Source organism: Pseudomonas aestuarii, assembly GCF_027988105.1.
In the GTDB taxonomy this organism is placed as follows: domain Bacteria; phylum Pseudomonadota; class Gammaproteobacteria; order Pseudomonadales; family Pseudomonadaceae; genus Aquipseudomonas; species Aquipseudomonas aestuarii.
The window spans coordinates 21,028-35,655 of the sequence record NZ_JAQJZJ010000010.1; the positions used below are offsets into that span (position 1 = coordinate 21,028).

General features: G+C 63.4%; 12 protein-coding genes. 9 read left to right on the forward strand and 3 right to left on the reverse strand.

Annotation, left to right across the window (positions count from 1 at the left end; all coding sequences use genetic code 11):
* Positions 1 to 184 precede the first annotated feature (184 nt).
* The 9 genes from PH586_RS19080 to PH586_RS19120 all read left to right on the forward strand — a co-directional run bounded on the left by PH586_RS19080 (position 185) and on the right by PH586_RS19120 (position 9,959).
* Complete coding sequence (locus PH586_RS19080; RefSeq protein WP_271349387.1) at positions 185 to 937, forward strand: 5-oxoprolinase subunit PxpA; 753 nt, start codon at positions 185 to 187, stop codon at positions 935 to 937.
* Positions 937 to 1,650: a 5-oxoprolinase subunit B family protein gene (locus tag PH586_RS19085; RefSeq protein ID WP_271349388.1), complete on the forward strand. Its 714-nt coding sequence runs from the start codon at positions 937 to 939 to the stop codon at positions 1,648 to 1,650. Before PH586_RS19080 ends, PH586_RS19085 begins: the two co-directional genes overlap by 1 nt.
* On the forward strand, positions 1,650 to 2,591 hold the full coding sequence (locus PH586_RS19090) for a 5-oxoprolinase subunit C family protein (protein WP_271349389.1): 942 nt from the start codon (positions 1,650 to 1,652) through the stop codon (positions 2,589 to 2,591). The genes PH586_RS19085 and PH586_RS19090 overlap by 1 nt, the downstream gene beginning before the upstream one ends.
* A 534-nt stretch (positions 2,592 to 3,125) precedes the next feature.
* On the forward strand, positions 3,126 to 4,085 hold the full coding sequence (locus PH586_RS19095) for an AAA family ATPase (RefSeq protein WP_271349390.1): 960 nt from the start codon (positions 3,126 to 3,128) through the stop codon (positions 4,083 to 4,085).
* A gap of 32 nt (positions 4,086 to 4,117) precedes the next feature.
* Positions 4,118 to 5,056 (forward strand): DUF58 domain-containing protein, encoded by a 939-nt coding sequence (locus tag PH586_RS19100; RefSeq protein WP_271349391.1) that lies wholly within the window; start codon positions 4,118 to 4,120, stop codon positions 5,054 to 5,056.
* Positions 5,053 to 5,547 carry a DUF4381 domain-containing protein gene (locus PH586_RS19105; protein WP_271349392.1) on the forward strand — a complete coding sequence of 165 codons (495 nt, stop codon included), beginning with the start codon at positions 5,053 to 5,055 and terminating at the stop codon, positions 5,545 to 5,547. The genes PH586_RS19100 and PH586_RS19105 overlap by 4 nt, the downstream gene beginning before the upstream one ends.
* Positions 5,540 to 6,571, forward strand: coding sequence for a vWA domain-containing protein (locus PH586_RS19110; RefSeq protein ID WP_271349393.1), 1,032 nt, complete (start codon positions 5,540 to 5,542; stop codon positions 6,569 to 6,571). The genes PH586_RS19105 and PH586_RS19110 overlap by 8 nt, the downstream gene beginning before the upstream one ends.
* Positions 6,568 to 8,316, forward strand: coding sequence for a VWA domain-containing protein (locus PH586_RS19115; protein WP_271349394.1), 1,749 nt, complete (start codon positions 6,568 to 6,570; stop codon positions 8,314 to 8,316). The genes PH586_RS19110 and PH586_RS19115 overlap by 4 nt, the downstream gene beginning before the upstream one ends.
* Positions 8,313 to 9,959, forward strand: coding sequence for a BatD family protein (locus PH586_RS19120; RefSeq protein ID WP_271349395.1), 1,647 nt, complete (start codon positions 8,313 to 8,315; stop codon positions 9,957 to 9,959). Before PH586_RS19115 ends, PH586_RS19120 begins: the two co-directional genes overlap by 4 nt.
* Positions 9,960 to 10,172: 213 nt before the next feature.
* Here PH586_RS19120 and PH586_RS19125 read toward each other — a convergent pair whose 3' ends face one another.
* The 3 genes from PH586_RS19125 to PH586_RS19135 form a co-directional block, all read right to left on the reverse strand.
* On the reverse strand, positions 10,173 to 10,619 hold the full coding sequence (locus PH586_RS19125; RefSeq protein ID WP_271349396.1) for an REP-associated tyrosine transposase: 447 nt from the start codon (positions 10,617 to 10,619) through the stop codon (positions 10,173 to 10,175).
* Between the two features lie 334 nt (positions 10,620 to 10,953).
* Positions 10,954 to 12,177: an O-antigen ligase family protein gene (locus tag PH586_RS19130; RefSeq protein ID WP_271349397.1), complete on the reverse strand. Its 1,224-nt coding sequence runs from the start codon at positions 12,175 to 12,177 to the stop codon at positions 10,954 to 10,956.
* Between the two features lie 325 nt (positions 12,178 to 12,502).
* Positions 12,503 to 14,509 carry a polysaccharide biosynthesis protein gene (locus tag PH586_RS19135; RefSeq protein ID WP_271349398.1) on the reverse strand — a complete coding sequence of 669 codons (2,007 nt, stop codon included), beginning with the start codon at positions 14,507 to 14,509 and terminating at the stop codon, positions 12,503 to 12,505.
* Between the last annotated feature and the right edge of the window lie 119 nt (positions 14,510 to 14,628).

Consider the following 14,628-nt stretch of genomic DNA (forward strand, 5'->3'; position numbering starts at 1 on the left):
AACTGCCATCGAATTTTCCTATCTCCGGCGCACGTTTTTATTAGTTGGACGCACCAAGTGACCCGATCAAGAATGCTTCACGGTTCATTTTTCATAGACAAACCCGTGCACTGGCCACTCAACAGCCCTCGTAGCCTGCGCCCGACAGACCAGAGCATGACGCTCCGCCCAGAGGAACACTTCCGTGAATAGCTTGCTTCTGAACTGCGATATCGGCGAAAGCTTTGGCGCCTGGCAAATGGGCATGGATGCCGAGGTCATGCCCTATATCGACTGCGCCAACATCGCCTGCGGCTTCCACGCCTCGGACCCCAGCATCATGCGCAAGACCGTGGCCCTGGCGGTCACCCATGGCGTGCGCATCGGCGCCCACCCGGGCTATCAGGACCTGGTCGGTTTCGGCCGCCGCTCGATGGATTGCTCGGCCCAGGAGGTCGAGGATCTGCTGCTCTACCAGATCGGCGCCCTCGAAGCGATTTGCCGCAGCCAGGGCACTCGTATCACCTATGTCAAACCGCACGGCGCGCTGTACCAGGACATGATGCGCAAGCCGGACACCCTCCGCGCGGTAATGCGCGCCGTGGCCAGCTACGACAAGAGCCTGCCGGTGATGCTGATGACCACCCGCGACAATCGCCAGGCACAAGCCATAGGCGACGAGTTCGGCATCACCCTGTGGTTCGAGGCTTTCGCCGACCGGGCCTATGACGCGGCCGGCTTTCTGGTCGCGCGCAACCAGCCGGGCGCGGTGCACCATGACAGCGACGTCATCGTCAACCAGGCCACAACCCTGGCCAAAGGCGACACGCTGGTCGCCAGTGATGGCAGCGCCCTGCCCCTGCAGGCCCACACCCTGTGCGTGCATGGCGACAACGCCGGTTCGATTGCCGCGGTACGGCGCATCCGCCAAGCCTTCGACGCATTGGTCCAGATATGATGGCACGCGCCCCTAGACCCCGGTTCGAAGTCGCCGGGATCGACAGCCTGATCCTGCGTCTGTTCGACAGCATCGAAGAAAGCAACATGCCCTGGATGTTGGCCGCCACCGAGCGCCTGCGCGCCAGCTTCGGTGCTGCGCTGATCGATCTGGTGCCCTCCTACACCACCCTGCTGCTGCATTACGATCTCGAACACATCAGCGCATCTCAGGCCCGTGAGCTGATCACTCAGGCGTTCGCCGACCTGCAACCAGCCAGCACCGCAGGGAGTCGCTGTCACAGCTTGCCGACCTGGTACGACCGCCGCGTCGGCCCGGAGCTGCCCCTGCTGGCACAGCGCAGCGGTCTCAGTGAGGCCGAGATCATCCGCCGCCACAGCGGCCATGACTATCAGGTGTTTGCGATCGGCTTCGCCCCCGGTTTTGCCTTCATGGGGCTGGTCGAAGAAGCGCTGGCCACACCCCGCCTGAGCACTCCACGCAAGCGCATCGCCCCCGGCAGTGTGGGCATCGCCGAACGCCAGACCGCGGTCTACCCGGGAGTCTCGCCCGGCGGCTGGAACCTGCTCGGACGCAGCCCGGCAAAACTCTTCGACCGCAACATCGACGGCTACAGCCTGTTGCAGCCGGGCGACCGGGTGCGTTTCGAACCGATCGACCATGCCGAGTTCATCCGCCTCGGTGGCGATGACAGCCCTCTGGAGACGGTGTAATGAACCACTCAGCCAACACTGGCGGCTTGCGCGTCGAACGCAGCACACCCTTTATCCAACTGCAGGATGCCGGCCGCTTCGGCGTGCGCCACCTGGGCGTGACCCAGAGCGGCGCCCTGGACTGGATATCCATGTACTGGGCCAACTGGTTGCTGGGAAATCCACTCGGCGCGGCCGTAGTGGAAATCACCTTGGGCAATCTCAACCTGGTCTGCGAGCAGGACGCGTGCCTAGCCCTGGCCGGCGCGGATCTTGGCGCCAGCCTGGATGGCCAGCCCCTGGCTCCCTGGTGCAGCTTCAGCGTGCGCCAGGGTCAGCTGCTCACGTTCGCCCAGCCACGTCATGGTGCTCGCGCCTATCTGGCAGCGCCCGGCGGCTTCGATGCCCCCTGCGTGCTCGGTAGCTGCGCCGGCATTGCCCGTGAGCAACTGGGCGGCTTGCAGGGTAACGGTAAACCCCTGGCGGCCGGCGAGCAGCTGACTTGGCACGGTACGGGGCTGCGGCAACGCACGATGGATGAGCGGCTGATCCCCGTATTCACGCCTTCACCGCGCCTGCAATTGGTCATGGGCGCACAAATCGGCGACTTCAGCGGGCAGAGTTTATTCGACGCATTCAACAGCGCCTGGAAGATTGATTCACGCTCCGATCGAATGGGCATGCGCCTGCTCGGCCCACAGTTGCAATGCCGACGCTCGGGCATGGTTTCCGAGGGGATTCCCCTGGGTGCCGTGCAGGTGCCGCCGGATGGCCAGCCGATTGTCCTACTCAACGATCGCCAGACCATCGGTGGCTACCCGCGCCTCGGCGCCCTCACCCCACAAGCAGTGGCGCGCCTGGCGCAATGCTTGCCCGGCGAAGAGCTGCACCTGACGCCCATACAGCAGGGTTCGGCGCAAGACGCGCACCTGCGCCTGCTCAATCAATGGCGGCAAGGCTGAGTGCTTGTGAAACAACTCTCGCCTACTGCGGCCACCAGCAAACGCCTGTTGCGGCATTGCACCACCTAAGAAACAGGATCATTTAGCTCGTTACCCCCCCTGTTTTTCACGCAGCGCGCCTTTGCGCAAACACCTGGAGACGGTCTCGCGAAGGCGCTCGATTTTTTCACAACCGCTGAGAATTGAAGATCGGTGTCTGCTCTTGAACGCCGCCAGATGCCTACCACTTGGCGCCGCCGAGTCAAGCATCGAGCCGTGTATCGATGGCCTGCCTGTCACCAGTAACGCCCTCCCGCTAATGGGGATGCTCAGTCCCTCAACGGAAAATCATCCCAGCCCAACAGGTCTCACCGCTCGAACCTGACAGTGACAGCGGCAGAAAGACGGCGATTGTTTCCGAAGCTCCTTGCCAAGCGGCTGTCACGTAGCGAGGATGCCGAGTCACGCATAGCCGAGGTATCGGCAAATGCATTAAAGTCATAGCCGTCGTTGCGCCCGGCACGACGTGCATTTCCCCGCCAAAAGAGTCCAACGATGGAACACCGTGAAGCGCTGCTCGCTCTGCGAACCTTTCTTTCTACCCAGATCCTTGGCCAGGAAAAACTCATCGAACGGCTGCTGATCGCCTTGCTCGCCGATGGGCACATGCTGGTCGAAGGCGCGCCCGGTCTGGCCAAGACCAAGGCGATCAAGGAACTGGCCGAAGGTATCGAAGGCGAATTCCATCGCATCCAGTTCACCCCGGACCTGTTGCCCGCCGATATCACCGGCACCGAGATCTACCGTCCGGAAACCGGCAGTTTCGTGTTCCAGCAGGGGCCGATTTTTCACAACCTGGTGCTGGCCGACGAGATCAACCGCGCGCCGGCCAAGGTGCAGTCGGCACTGCTCGAAGCCATGGCCGAGCGCCAGGTCAGCGTCGGTCGCAGCACCTACGAACTGTCACCGCTGTTCCTGGTGATGGCCACGCAGAACCCGATCGAGCAGGAAGGCACCTACCCGTTGCCCGAAGCCCAGCTCGATCGCTTCCTGATGCACGTCAAGGTCGGTTTCCCGGATGCCAACGTCGAGCGCAAGATCCTCGCCCAGGCTCGCGGCGAAGCGCTGCATGGCGAAACCAAGCCGGAATTCCGAGTCAGCCAGCAGGCGATCTTCGCCGCACGCAAGGAAATCCTCGGCCTGTACATGGCCGATGCGGTGGAGGAATACCTGGTGCAACTGGTGATGGCCTCGCGCACGCCGGGCAAGTTCGACCCGGAACTGGCCGAATGGATCGCCTACGGCGCCAGCCCGCGCGGCTCGATTGCCCTGGATCGCTGCGCACGCGCCCACGCCTGGCTGGCCGGGCGTGAGTTCGTCAGCCCGGAAGACATCCAGGCGGTGCTGTTCGACGTGCTGCGCCACCGCATCATCCTGTCGTTCGAGGCCGAAGCCGCCGGTATCGACCAGGACCGCGTGGTCCAGCGCATCCTCGATGCGGTGGCGGTCGCCTGATGCCCAGCTCCCCAGTCGCCCGCTGAACCGCCATGCACAACCAGCCCACCCAACCCGGCGTGCGGGTCAATCTCGCCGAACTGATCGAGATACGCCACCGCGTGCGCGAGGTGCAACTATTCTCCACGCCGGCCAAGCGCAGCCCGCTGATCGGCTTGCACCACTCCAAGCTGCGCGGGCGCGGCGTGGATTTCGACCAAGTGCGGGTCTACCAGGCGGGCGACGATGTGCGCACCATCGATTGGCGGGTCACCGCACGCACCCAGGAGCCGCACACCAAGCTGTTCCATGAGGAGCGTGAGCGGCCGACCTACATTCTCGTGGAACAGAGCCCACGGCTATTTTTCGGCTCCGGGCTGATGCTCAAGTCGGTGCTCGCCGCCCAAGCCGCCAGCCTGATCGGCTGGGCCGCCCTCGGCCATAACGACCGCATCGGCGGTCTGGTATTCGGCGCGGAGCAGCACGAAATCAAACCGCGGCGCAGCAAGCAGAGCCTGCTGCAGCTGCTCAATCGCCTGGCCCGTGCCAACCAGGCGTTATCCAGCGATGCTCAAGCCAGTGGCGACAGTTTCGGCCTGGCCCTGCGCCGCGCCCGCGAAGTACTGCGCCCCGGCAGCCTGGCGGTGATCATCTGCGACGAACGCACCCTCGGCGACAGCAGCGAGCAACAATTGAACCTGCTGGCGCGCCATACCGACCTGTTGTTGCTGCCGATTTCCGACCCGCTCGACCATGCCCTGCCGGCCGCCGGCCTGCTGCGCTTTGCCGAGCGCGGCGCGCAACTGGAACTCGACACCCACGACGCCAGCCTGCGCCAGGCCTATCGTGCCCAGGGCGAGGCACGCCAGGCGCGCTGGCAACGCCTGGCGCAGAAGCTCGGCGTGCCCTTGCTGGCACTGAGCACCCAGCGTGAGATGATTGAGCAACTGCGCGACCACCTCAACGCGCAACGCCCCGGTAAACGGTTATGAACCCGTTGGATCAACTCGAACCCCTGATCGCCCCGGCGCCCATCGACTGGTGGCCGCCCGCGCCCGGCTGGTGGCTGCTGGCCTTGCTCGTGCCACTGCTGCTCTGGGGCCTGACGCGCCTGTTGCAAGGTCTGCAACGCCGGCACAAGGCCAGCCTCAGCGACAGCGCCCTCGATCCTCTGCGGGTGGCCGCCCTGGCAGAACTCGAACAACTGGCCAAACCCTACGACGGTGCTGCCGCCGGCCCCTGGTTGCAGCAGCTCAACGGGCTGCTCAAGCGCCTGTGCCGCCAGCACTACCCGCACAGCCACAGCCATACCCTGAGCAGCCGAGGCTGGCTGGCGTTTCTCGACAGCCGTTGCCCGGCGGCCGGCCTGACCCGCTGGATGATTCTGGTCGAAGGTGCCTATAAACCGCACTGCACGCTCGACGACAAGGCCATTGACGGACTCAACCAGGCTGTCGCCATCTGGATTCGCAAGCATGTTTGAATTCGCCTGGCCGTGGATCATCCTGCTCGCGCCGCTGCCCTGGTTGCTGCGTCTGCTGCTGCCGGCGGCGGACAGCGGCGAGGCGGCCCTGAAAGTCAGCTTCCTCGGCGAATTGGAAGGTTTGGCCGGACACCGCGCCCGGGCCAACCTACCGGCCTGGCGCCAGCAGGCGCCCTTCGCCCTGCTCTGGCTGCTGCTGCTGGCGGCCGCCGCCCGCCCGGAATGGGTCGGCGAGCCACTGCCAATGCCCGCCAGCGGCCGCGACCTGCTGCTCGCGGTGGATGTCTCCGGCTCCATGGCCTATGCCGACATGCGCTGGGAAGACGAGGACGTCGACCGCCTGAGCCTGGTCAAGCACCTGCTGGGCGACTTCATCGAAGGCCGTCAGGGCGACCGCGTCGGCCTGATCCTGTTCGGCAGCCAGGCCTACCTGCAGGCGCCCCTGACCTTCGACCGGCGCACCGTGCGCACCTGGCTCGACGAAGCGGTGATCGGCATCGCCGGCAAGAACACCGCCATCGGCGATGCCATCGGCCTGTCGGTCAAGCGCCTGCGCCAACGCCCGGCGGATAGCCGGGTGCTGGTGCTGGTGACCGATGGCGCCAATACTGGGGGAGAGATCGAACCGATGATCGCGGCACGCCTGGCCGCCGAGGAAGGAATCAAGATCTATCCGATCGGCATTGGCGCGGATCCGCAACAAGGTGGGATCGCCGGCCTGTTCGGCCTCAATCCGGGGCTGGACCTGGACGAGCCGAGCCTGCGTGCGATAGCCGATGCGACCGGCGGCGAATACTTCCGCGCCCGCGACAGCAGCGAACTGCGTGCCATCGAGCAGCAACTCGACCGCCTCGAACCGGTGGCGCAGCAGCCGACCCTGGCCCGCCCGGCCCAGGCGCTGTATGCCTGGCCACTGAGCGCCGCGCTGCTGCTGAGCATGCTGCTGGTGAGTCGCGAGCTCTGGCCGCAACTGCGACAACGGCTGCGCCCGTTGGCGCAACGTCCCTGGCGGAGACAGCCATGATCGACGATTGGCTACTGGGTGTATGGCCCCACTGGTTGCGCCTTTACTGGTTGCTGGTGGTGCCGCTGCTGGCGGGGTTGCTCTGGCAACTCTGGCACCGGGAGAAACGCGCCGGTCGCTGGCAGCTGCTGCTGCCGCCTGCCTTTCATGCGGCACTGCTCAGCGGCGGCCGAAGCCGCGCCAGCCGCCTGCCCGCGATCGCCCTGGGCCTGGCCTGGTTGCTGGCCGTGCTGGCCCTGCTCGGACCCAGCTGGCAACGCCTGGAGCAGAGCAATCTGAAACCTGCCGACCCGCTGGTGATCATGCTCGAGCTGACCCCGCAGATGCTCGCCAGCGACGCCTCGCCCAACCGCCTGGAGCAGGCCAAACGCAAGCTGCTCGACCTGCTCCAGGCACGCCGCGATGCGCAGACCGCCATCGTGGTATTCGCCGGCAGCGCGCACACCCTGGTGCCGCTATCCGACGACCTGGCCACCAGCCGCAACCTGCTCGAATCGCTCACGCCCTCGATCATGCCCGAGCCGGGACGGCGTGCCGATCTGGCGCTGAACAAGGCCCTACAACTGCTGAAACAGGGCGGCCAAGGCCAGGGCCGCCTGCTGCTGATCGGCAGTGGCCTGGATCAGCAGGAGCGTCTTGGCATCAGCCAGGCGCTCGCCAACAAGGGCGAACGCCTGTATATGCTCGGGATCGGCAGCGCCGAGGGCGCACCTATCGTTCAGGAAGACGGCTCTTTTCTCAAAGACGCCCAGGGCGCGATCCTCATCCCGCGCCTCGACAGCGCCGACCTCGCCCGCTTCGCCCGGCAGATCGGCGGCCGTTATCGCCAGGCCAGCGCGGATGACCGCGACCTGCACGACCTCGGCCTGCTCGCCATGCCCCAGCAACTGCGCCGCGACGGCGAACAGACGCGCCTGCAGGCCTGGGCCGATCAAGGCCACTGGCTGCTCCTGCCGCTGTTGCTGCTGGCCGCCTGCGCCGGCCGCCGAGGCTGGTTGTTCTGCCTGCCACTACTGCTGCTCGGCGTACCGCAGACCAGCTACGCCTTCAGCTTTGACGACCTCTGGTGGCGCGCCGACCAACAAGGCCAGCGGCTACTCGAGGCGCAGCGCCCAGGCGAAGCTGCCGCACGCTTCCAGGACCCGCAGTGGCAAGGCCTGGCGCTCTACCAGGCGGGCGATTACCCGGCCGCCGCCGAACGTTTCGGCCGCGGCGACAACGCTGTCGCCCACTATAACCGCGGCAACGCCCTGGCCCGCAGCAACGAACTGGAAACCGCCCTGGATGCCTACAACCAGGCCCTGGAATTGCAGCCCGAGCTGCTCCCGGCGCAGAAGAACAAAGCCCTGATCGAGCAATTACTCCAGCAAAACCAACAACAGCAGAACCAGCAGCAAAATCCGCAAGAACAATCGGACAGCACGCCCACCCCGCCGCCACAACCGCAGGCCGGGCCAGCGCAGCCTGATGACGACAAACCGCCACCCGCCTCCGGCCAATCCAGCCCTGGCGACGATGAGCCAGCGCCCAGCCAGCCCACACCCGGCGACGACGAACCCACGCCCAGCGAACCCGACGATAGCCTCCAGAGCGAAGAACAAATCGCCAGCTCCGCGCCGCCCCTCGATGACGAGCGGCGCCAGGCCCTGGAACAATGGCTGCGGCAGATCCCCGATGAACCGGGTGAATTACTGCGGCGAAAATTCTGGTACGAACAGCAACAGCGTCAGGAACTAACTCGATGACCCGCCTGCTCTGCACCCTTCTCCTCAGCCTGCTGGCGCTCCAGGCCAGCGCGCAAAGCTTCACCGCGAGCAGCGACCGCGCCCGCCTGAGTACCAGCGAAACCTTCGAGTTGACGCTCGAATCCGACGACGCCACCCAATTCAGCAAACCCGACCTCAGCCCGCTCGACACCCTGTTCGAGGTGCTCGGCACCCGCCAGTTCAATCGCCTGACCACGCTCGATGGCGAATCCCGCGCCATCACCCGCTGGGTCGTCACCCTGCAACCGAAACACAGCGGCTATGTGGTCGTGCCGCCGCTAAGCCTGGGCGACCTGCAGAGTCTGCCGATCACCCTGCACGTGCAGGAAGCCGCTAGCGCCAGCGCGACCAGCAAACTGGCACCGGTGTTCATCGACGCCAGCCTCGACCAGGAAAGCGTCTACGTTCAGGCGCAGAGCGTGCTGACCCTGCGCATCTACCATTCCGTATCGCTGTATGACGACAGCAGCCTGAGCCCGCTGGAAATGCCCGAGGCGCGGGTCGAGCAACTCGGCAAACCACGCACCTACGAAAAGGACATCAACGGTATCCGCCATGGCGTGATCGAACTGCGCTACGCGATCTTCCCCCAGCGCAGCGGCGAACTGACCATTCCAGCCCAAGCGTTCAGCGCCACCCTGGTCGACCGTTCCAACAGCAACGACTTCCAGCCCTTCGGCCCGCGTCCCGGCAAAATCGTCCGGGTCAGGTCACCGGAAATCCCCCTGACGGTCAAAGCCAAGCCTGCCGACTACCCCAACGAGGCCCCGTGGCTACCGGCCCGCGGGCTGAGCCTGGCGCAGACCTGGAGCCCGCAACCGGACAAGGTCAAAGTCGGCGACTCGCTGACCCGCAGCTTGCTGCTCAAGGCCGACGGACTCTCCAGCGCACAACTGTCACCCTTGCCTGCCACCGCGGTCAAAGGCCTGCGGCGCTACCCGGATCAACCGAAACTGGCCAACCAGATCAGCGACCACGGTGTGATTGGCAGCCGCGAGGAACGCGAAGCCCTGGTGCCCAATCACAGCGGTCAATTAGAACTGCCAGCGGTTGAAATCGTCTGGTGGAATACCCTTGAGGATCGCCTGGAGCGCACCAGCCTGCCGGCACACAGCCTCGAGGTCCTGCCCGCCCCCGTGCTGGAAACGGAGTTGCTGCCCAGCGAGACACCGGCCCAGGCCTGGGTGCAAGGCCCGCCGCTGTGGCCCTGGCAATTGAGCAGCGCCATACTGACCGTCAGCACCCTGCTCGGCTTCGGCCTCTGGTGGCATGCCCGCCGCCAGCCGGCCATCGCCCGCGCCAATCAGACCGGTCCCAGCCCGCGCACCCTGCTCGACGACCTCAAGCGCGCCTGCCTGGCCAACGACTCGCAAGCCACCCGCCACGCCCTCGACGCCTGGGCCCGCCAACAGCCGGAAACCCTGGCCGCAATGGCCGCCCGCTTCGTGCCCCTATCCGACGCCCTCGACGGCCTGAATGGCGCGCTCTACAGCGAAATCGGGCAACACTGGCAAGGCGACGACCTCTGGCGCGCCATCCGCACCCTGCCCAGCAACGAAGCCGGCAGCAGCAACGAAGCTACCCAGGAAACCAGTCCACTGCCACCGTTGTACCCGCGCTGAACAGAGCGGCCTCAACCACGCGCAATGGTGGGCAGCACCCTCTCACAAAACCAAAAGCATCGCGCCGGGTCACGGAACGCCGCCCGGGCCCTCCTACAAGAGCAGCCACCACCGCATTCCCTGTAGGAGGCGCGCCCTCGCGGCGATAGCGGACAACGTCCGCTCTGCAGTCAAAAGCATCGCACCGGAGTGGCCCTTCTACAGAAACAATCACTACAACCAAACCGCATCCCAATGTGAATATTGGCCTGCATGCGCCACCAAGCCAGCACGAACAGGATTGGCAACGATGTAACGCGCCACAGCCTGCAAGTCCTCTTCTCGGCGCAGGGCTCGATCATGAAAGCCGTCCTGCCAGACGGCTCGCCCGATTCGCTTCCCCGCCAACGACTTTACTCGACCCACCAAACTCGAAAGCGCCCCCTGCTTCAACTGCAACAACCAATGCAGGTGATCCGGCATCACCACAAACGCCAAGGTCTGATGTGACCCTCTGGCCTGATCCTCCCGCATGATGCCTATGAGCATCCGCGCCCGATCAAAATCTTCGAAGAGCGGGAGACGATCACGAGTTACCGTAGTGACAAGATAGATCTGCCCGACCTCAGACCAACGCCCCGCACGTAAACGCCGAGCAGCTGGCGAACTGTTCTTACACATGATGGAATCCTTTCCATCAAAAACCCAAAAAATCGCGCCGGGTCACGGAACGCCGCCCGGGCCCTCCTACAAAAGCAGCCTGCACCGCGGTCCCCTGTAGGAGGCGCGACCTCGCGGCGATAGCGGACATAGTCCGCTCTGCAATCAAAAGCATCGCGCCGGGGCGGCCCTCCTACACAACGGCAATCAGCACCGCGGTCCCCTGTAGGAGGCGCGACATCGCGGCGATAGCGGACATAGTCCGCTCTGCAATCAAAAGCATCGCGCCGGGGCACGGAACGCCGCCCGGCCCCTTCTAAAGCAGCAGCCAGAGGCTTGCTCTATCCAGTACTGGCTAAGCGGTTTGCTTCGCCTGCGGATGCCGCACCCCGAGCAGGATGCCGACCGGGAACCAGACCAACACCCAATAGGGACTTAGCCGATGAAAGATCGCATAGACATCGGAAACCATCGCCACCATGGCGAACACCAACAGCGCCAGTCCCACCCTGGCCAGAGGCTGCGCGCGGCAGGCCCAACCTTTCCACAGCAGGCTGAGCAGCAGCAACGCAAAAAGGCTAATACCGACGATGCCGTACTGATACCAGAGTTGCAGATACAGACTGTGGGCATGCTTATAACTGGCACCAGAGTTTGGCAGTTGGAAGACTAAATCCGCCCCAGCCCCCGCGCCCATCAACCAGAACTCGGGAAGACGCTCGGCCCAATTAGCCCAGATTGGAAGCCGTCCGTTTACGCCTATTTTTTGCTCATGTTGAAGTTCAGGCCAGAACAGGTAAATGCTGACGAAAACCAAGGCACAACCCAGTCCAATCAGGGTTCGCGACTTGATATTCGGGAACAGCAGCAACATCACCAAACACCCCGCCGCAGTAGAGAGCCAGGCTCCACGGGAGAAGGTAAACAGCACATAGGCCAGTAGCCCCAGCATGCCTGCAACCAGCAAACCAGCCTGCCAGCCACGCACCTTCAAACCAACGTAGAGATAAGTCAGAAGCACCGCGAACACGCCGTAGTACAACCCGGCGATGATGGCGTTGTCCAGATCAGCCAGCCCTCGCCATCCGAGTTCTTGTAGCCGGACAGCTCTGTATTCCGGCAGTTTCTCCAGCACGCCGAATTGGTAGTACAGCGTCAGCCAGGCAAACACTGCAGCCGTTACCACAACAGCCACCAGCAGCCAGGTGAATGCGCGCTCGTGCCGTGCCAGGCTGGCCACGGCAAAGACATAAAGCAGAATCAGTGCATCGATCTTCAGCCAATAGGCAGGCCCATGACTGGAGCCGGCATTGACCGAGCCGGTGAGCAACACCCAAGCCAGCAGGCATAGCAGGATAAGTCCAGGCGTCTGGCGCCAGGTATCCACTGCCAGACGCCGCCAAAGAAATAGAACGAGCGTCGGAACGAACAACAACAAATATGTCTGGGTGGCATAGCGGCTACCATCGCTGTTGAACAACAGCCCCGACACCTGCACAAACAAGCCCAATCCCAGGATAAACAACCAAGCCTTAGGCAGTCCTGCCATTGGTGCGATCAAACGCTGACTAAAAAGCACTACTCATCCTTTAATTACTTGATCTAAAAAACGATAAACATCGATTTGTATGTGCTGATTAAGCAGCGGGGCCACTCATCATTTGCAGAAGGGCCGCGACCGCTCTCGAAAAGACTCCCGGCGTTTTGCCTACCCCCCCATGGGGTCGCCGACGGGCCTGCGCAATTCGCGGCTAAAACGGAACGCCGCCCGGCCACTCCCACAAGAACACCTCCTCAGCTGTAGGAGGCGCGACTTCGCGGCGATAGCGGACATAGTCCGCTCCATAATCAAAAGCATCACACCGAGTTTGGCCCCCAAACAACCTGCACCGAAAATCCGCTGCCTAAGGCTCAACTCGCCGTTGCTGGTGGATCCAGTCGACGATCTCGCCTTCTGGCGCGTAGCCACTCACGGATTCGCGCAACAGCTGACGCACCCGGTCGTAGTCGTCGCGTTCGACCGCATCGAGCAGATTGGTCAAGACCGTCTTGAAGTCCTCCCAAGCCAGGCACTCTTCATTGGCGCGCATGATCATCGGGTGGTCGGTCGGGCTGACGTTATCGCCGATCAGCAACTCCTCATACAACTTCTCGCCAGGTCGCAAGCCGGTGAACTCGATGGCGATGTCGCCGTGCGGGTTTTTCTCCGAGCGCACGCTGAGACCGCTGAGGTGGATCATCTTTTCCGCCAATTTGACGATCGTCACCGGCTGGCCCATGTCCAACACGAACACATCGCCGCCCTGGCCCATGGCCCCAGCCTGGATCACCAACTGCGCGGCTTCGGGAATGGTCATGAAATAGCGGGTGATATTCGGGTGGGTCACCGTCACCGGGCCACCCCGACGAATCTGATCGTGGAAGCGCGGAATCACCGAGCCGGAAGACCCCAGCACGTTGCCGAAACGCACCATGGTGAAGCGGGTCTTGTTGACCCGATGCACGCCATCGTCACTCCTGAACAGCACCGGCGCCGGTTCCGCACTCAAGGCTTGCAACACCATCTCGGCCAGGCGCTTGGTGCTGCCCATCACATTGGTCGGGCGCACGGCTTTATCCGTGGAGATCAGTACGAAGTGCTCAACCCCGGCCTTGATTGCCGCCTGAGCGGTGAACGTGGAGCCCAGCACATTGTTCAGCACGCCCTCGGCGATATTGTGCTCGACCATCGGCACATGCTTGTAGGCCGCCGCGTGGTACACCGTATTCACCGCCCAGGTGCGCATCACATCGAACAAGCGCCCGGGATTGCGGATCGACCCGAGGATCGGCACCAACCGCACAGGCAGCGACTCACGGCGAATGCGCTGTTCCAGCTCGCTGTGAATGCTGTAGAGATTGAATTCGCTGTGCTCGAACAACAACAAAGTTTTGGGCCCGCTGGCGACGATCTGCCGGCACAACTCCGAACCAATCGAGCCACCCGCACCGGTGACCATCACCACCTGACCACGGATGCAACGTTCGAACAAAGTTCTCTGCGGCGGCACCGGATCGCGCCCGAGCAGGTCGGCGATGTCAACTTCCTGCACATCATCGACCTTGACCCGACCGCTGGCCAAATCCATAAACCCGGGGACGCTGCGGACATGCAGCGGATACTGCTCAAGCAGCCCCAGAATCTCGCGACGTCGAACCCGACTAGCCGAAGGAATCGCCAGCAAAATCTCGTCTGCACCCGTTTCATCGATCAACTGCTGGATATGCTTGGAGGTATAAACCCGCAGCCCGGCAATCACCCGGTTGGCAATATTGGCATCGTCGTCGATAAACGCCACCGGCCGCATTCCCCGACCCAGCCGCAACGCTGCAACCAGCTGGTTACCAGCCGCACCAGCGCCATAGATCGCCACCTTCGGCAAACCGCTATCACGACCTTTGAACCGGCTGGGTTGGTCCGACGAATACCAGTCCCCCATGAAGTACTGACGCATGACCAGGCGCAGCCCGCCGATTATCACCAGGCTCAGCCACCAATAGTTGAACACCATAGAGCGCGGAATCAGCTTGGGCGCCCCCTGGTGCCAATACACCGCCAAGGCCAGGAGCAACGCCGACAGCGTAACCGCCTTGCCGATAGAGAGCAGCGCATCGTTGCCGAAAAATCGCATGACGGCCCGGTACATGCCGAAGCGCACAAACATGGGAATGGCGATCAACGGCGCCAAAACAAAAAGCCAGGCATGCCCGGCAAACGGCTCAATATTTTTCGAGTCGCCTAGGCGCACGACAAAGGCCAGCCACAGCGCCGCCCAGACTAACAGCACATCCACACTGACCTGAATCAGTCGCTTGTGGCGGCGTGGCAGCTTGACCAGACGGCTACGCAACTTTTCGGCAAGTCTTAACACAACGACACCTCAATCCTTGGAGCATAAAAACCCGCGTGGTGAAACGCCCCACCGGGTAAATAAACATGACAATTGCTGGGAAACCCTGACGACCTATACACGCCAGCTACAAAAGCAGC

Coding starts and splice junctions, on each gene's coding strand:
- PH586_RS19095 (WP_271349390.1), top strand. CDS start 3,126: ATGGAACACCGTGAAGCGCTGCTCGCTCTGCGAACCTTTCTTTCTACC.
- PH586_RS19115 (WP_271349394.1), top strand. CDS start 6,568: ATGATCGACGATTGGCTACTGGGTGTATGGCCCCACTGGTTGCGCCTT.
- PH586_RS19105 (WP_271349392.1), top strand. CDS start 5,053: ATGAACCCGTTGGATCAACTCGAACCCCTGATCGCCCCGGCGCCCATC.
- PH586_RS19120 (WP_271349395.1), top strand. CDS start 8,313: ATGACCCGCCTGCTCTGCACCCTTCTCCTCAGCCTGCTGGCGCTCCAG.
- PH586_RS19090 (WP_271349389.1), top strand. CDS start 1,650: ATGAACCACTCAGCCAACACTGGCGGCTTGCGCGTCGAACGCAGCACA.
- PH586_RS19110 (WP_271349393.1), top strand. CDS start 5,540: ATGTTTGAATTCGCCTGGCCGTGGATCATCCTGCTCGCGCCGCTGCCC.
- PH586_RS19125 (WP_271349396.1), bottom strand. CDS start 10,619: ATGTGTAAGAACAGTTCGCCAGCTGCTCGGCGTTTACGTGCGGGGCGT.
- PH586_RS19100 (WP_271349391.1), top strand. CDS start 4,118: ATGCACAACCAGCCCACCCAACCCGGCGTGCGGGTCAATCTCGCCGAA.
- PH586_RS19085 (WP_271349388.1), top strand. CDS start 937: ATGGCACGCGCCCCTAGACCCCGGTTCGAAGTCGCCGGGATCGACAGC.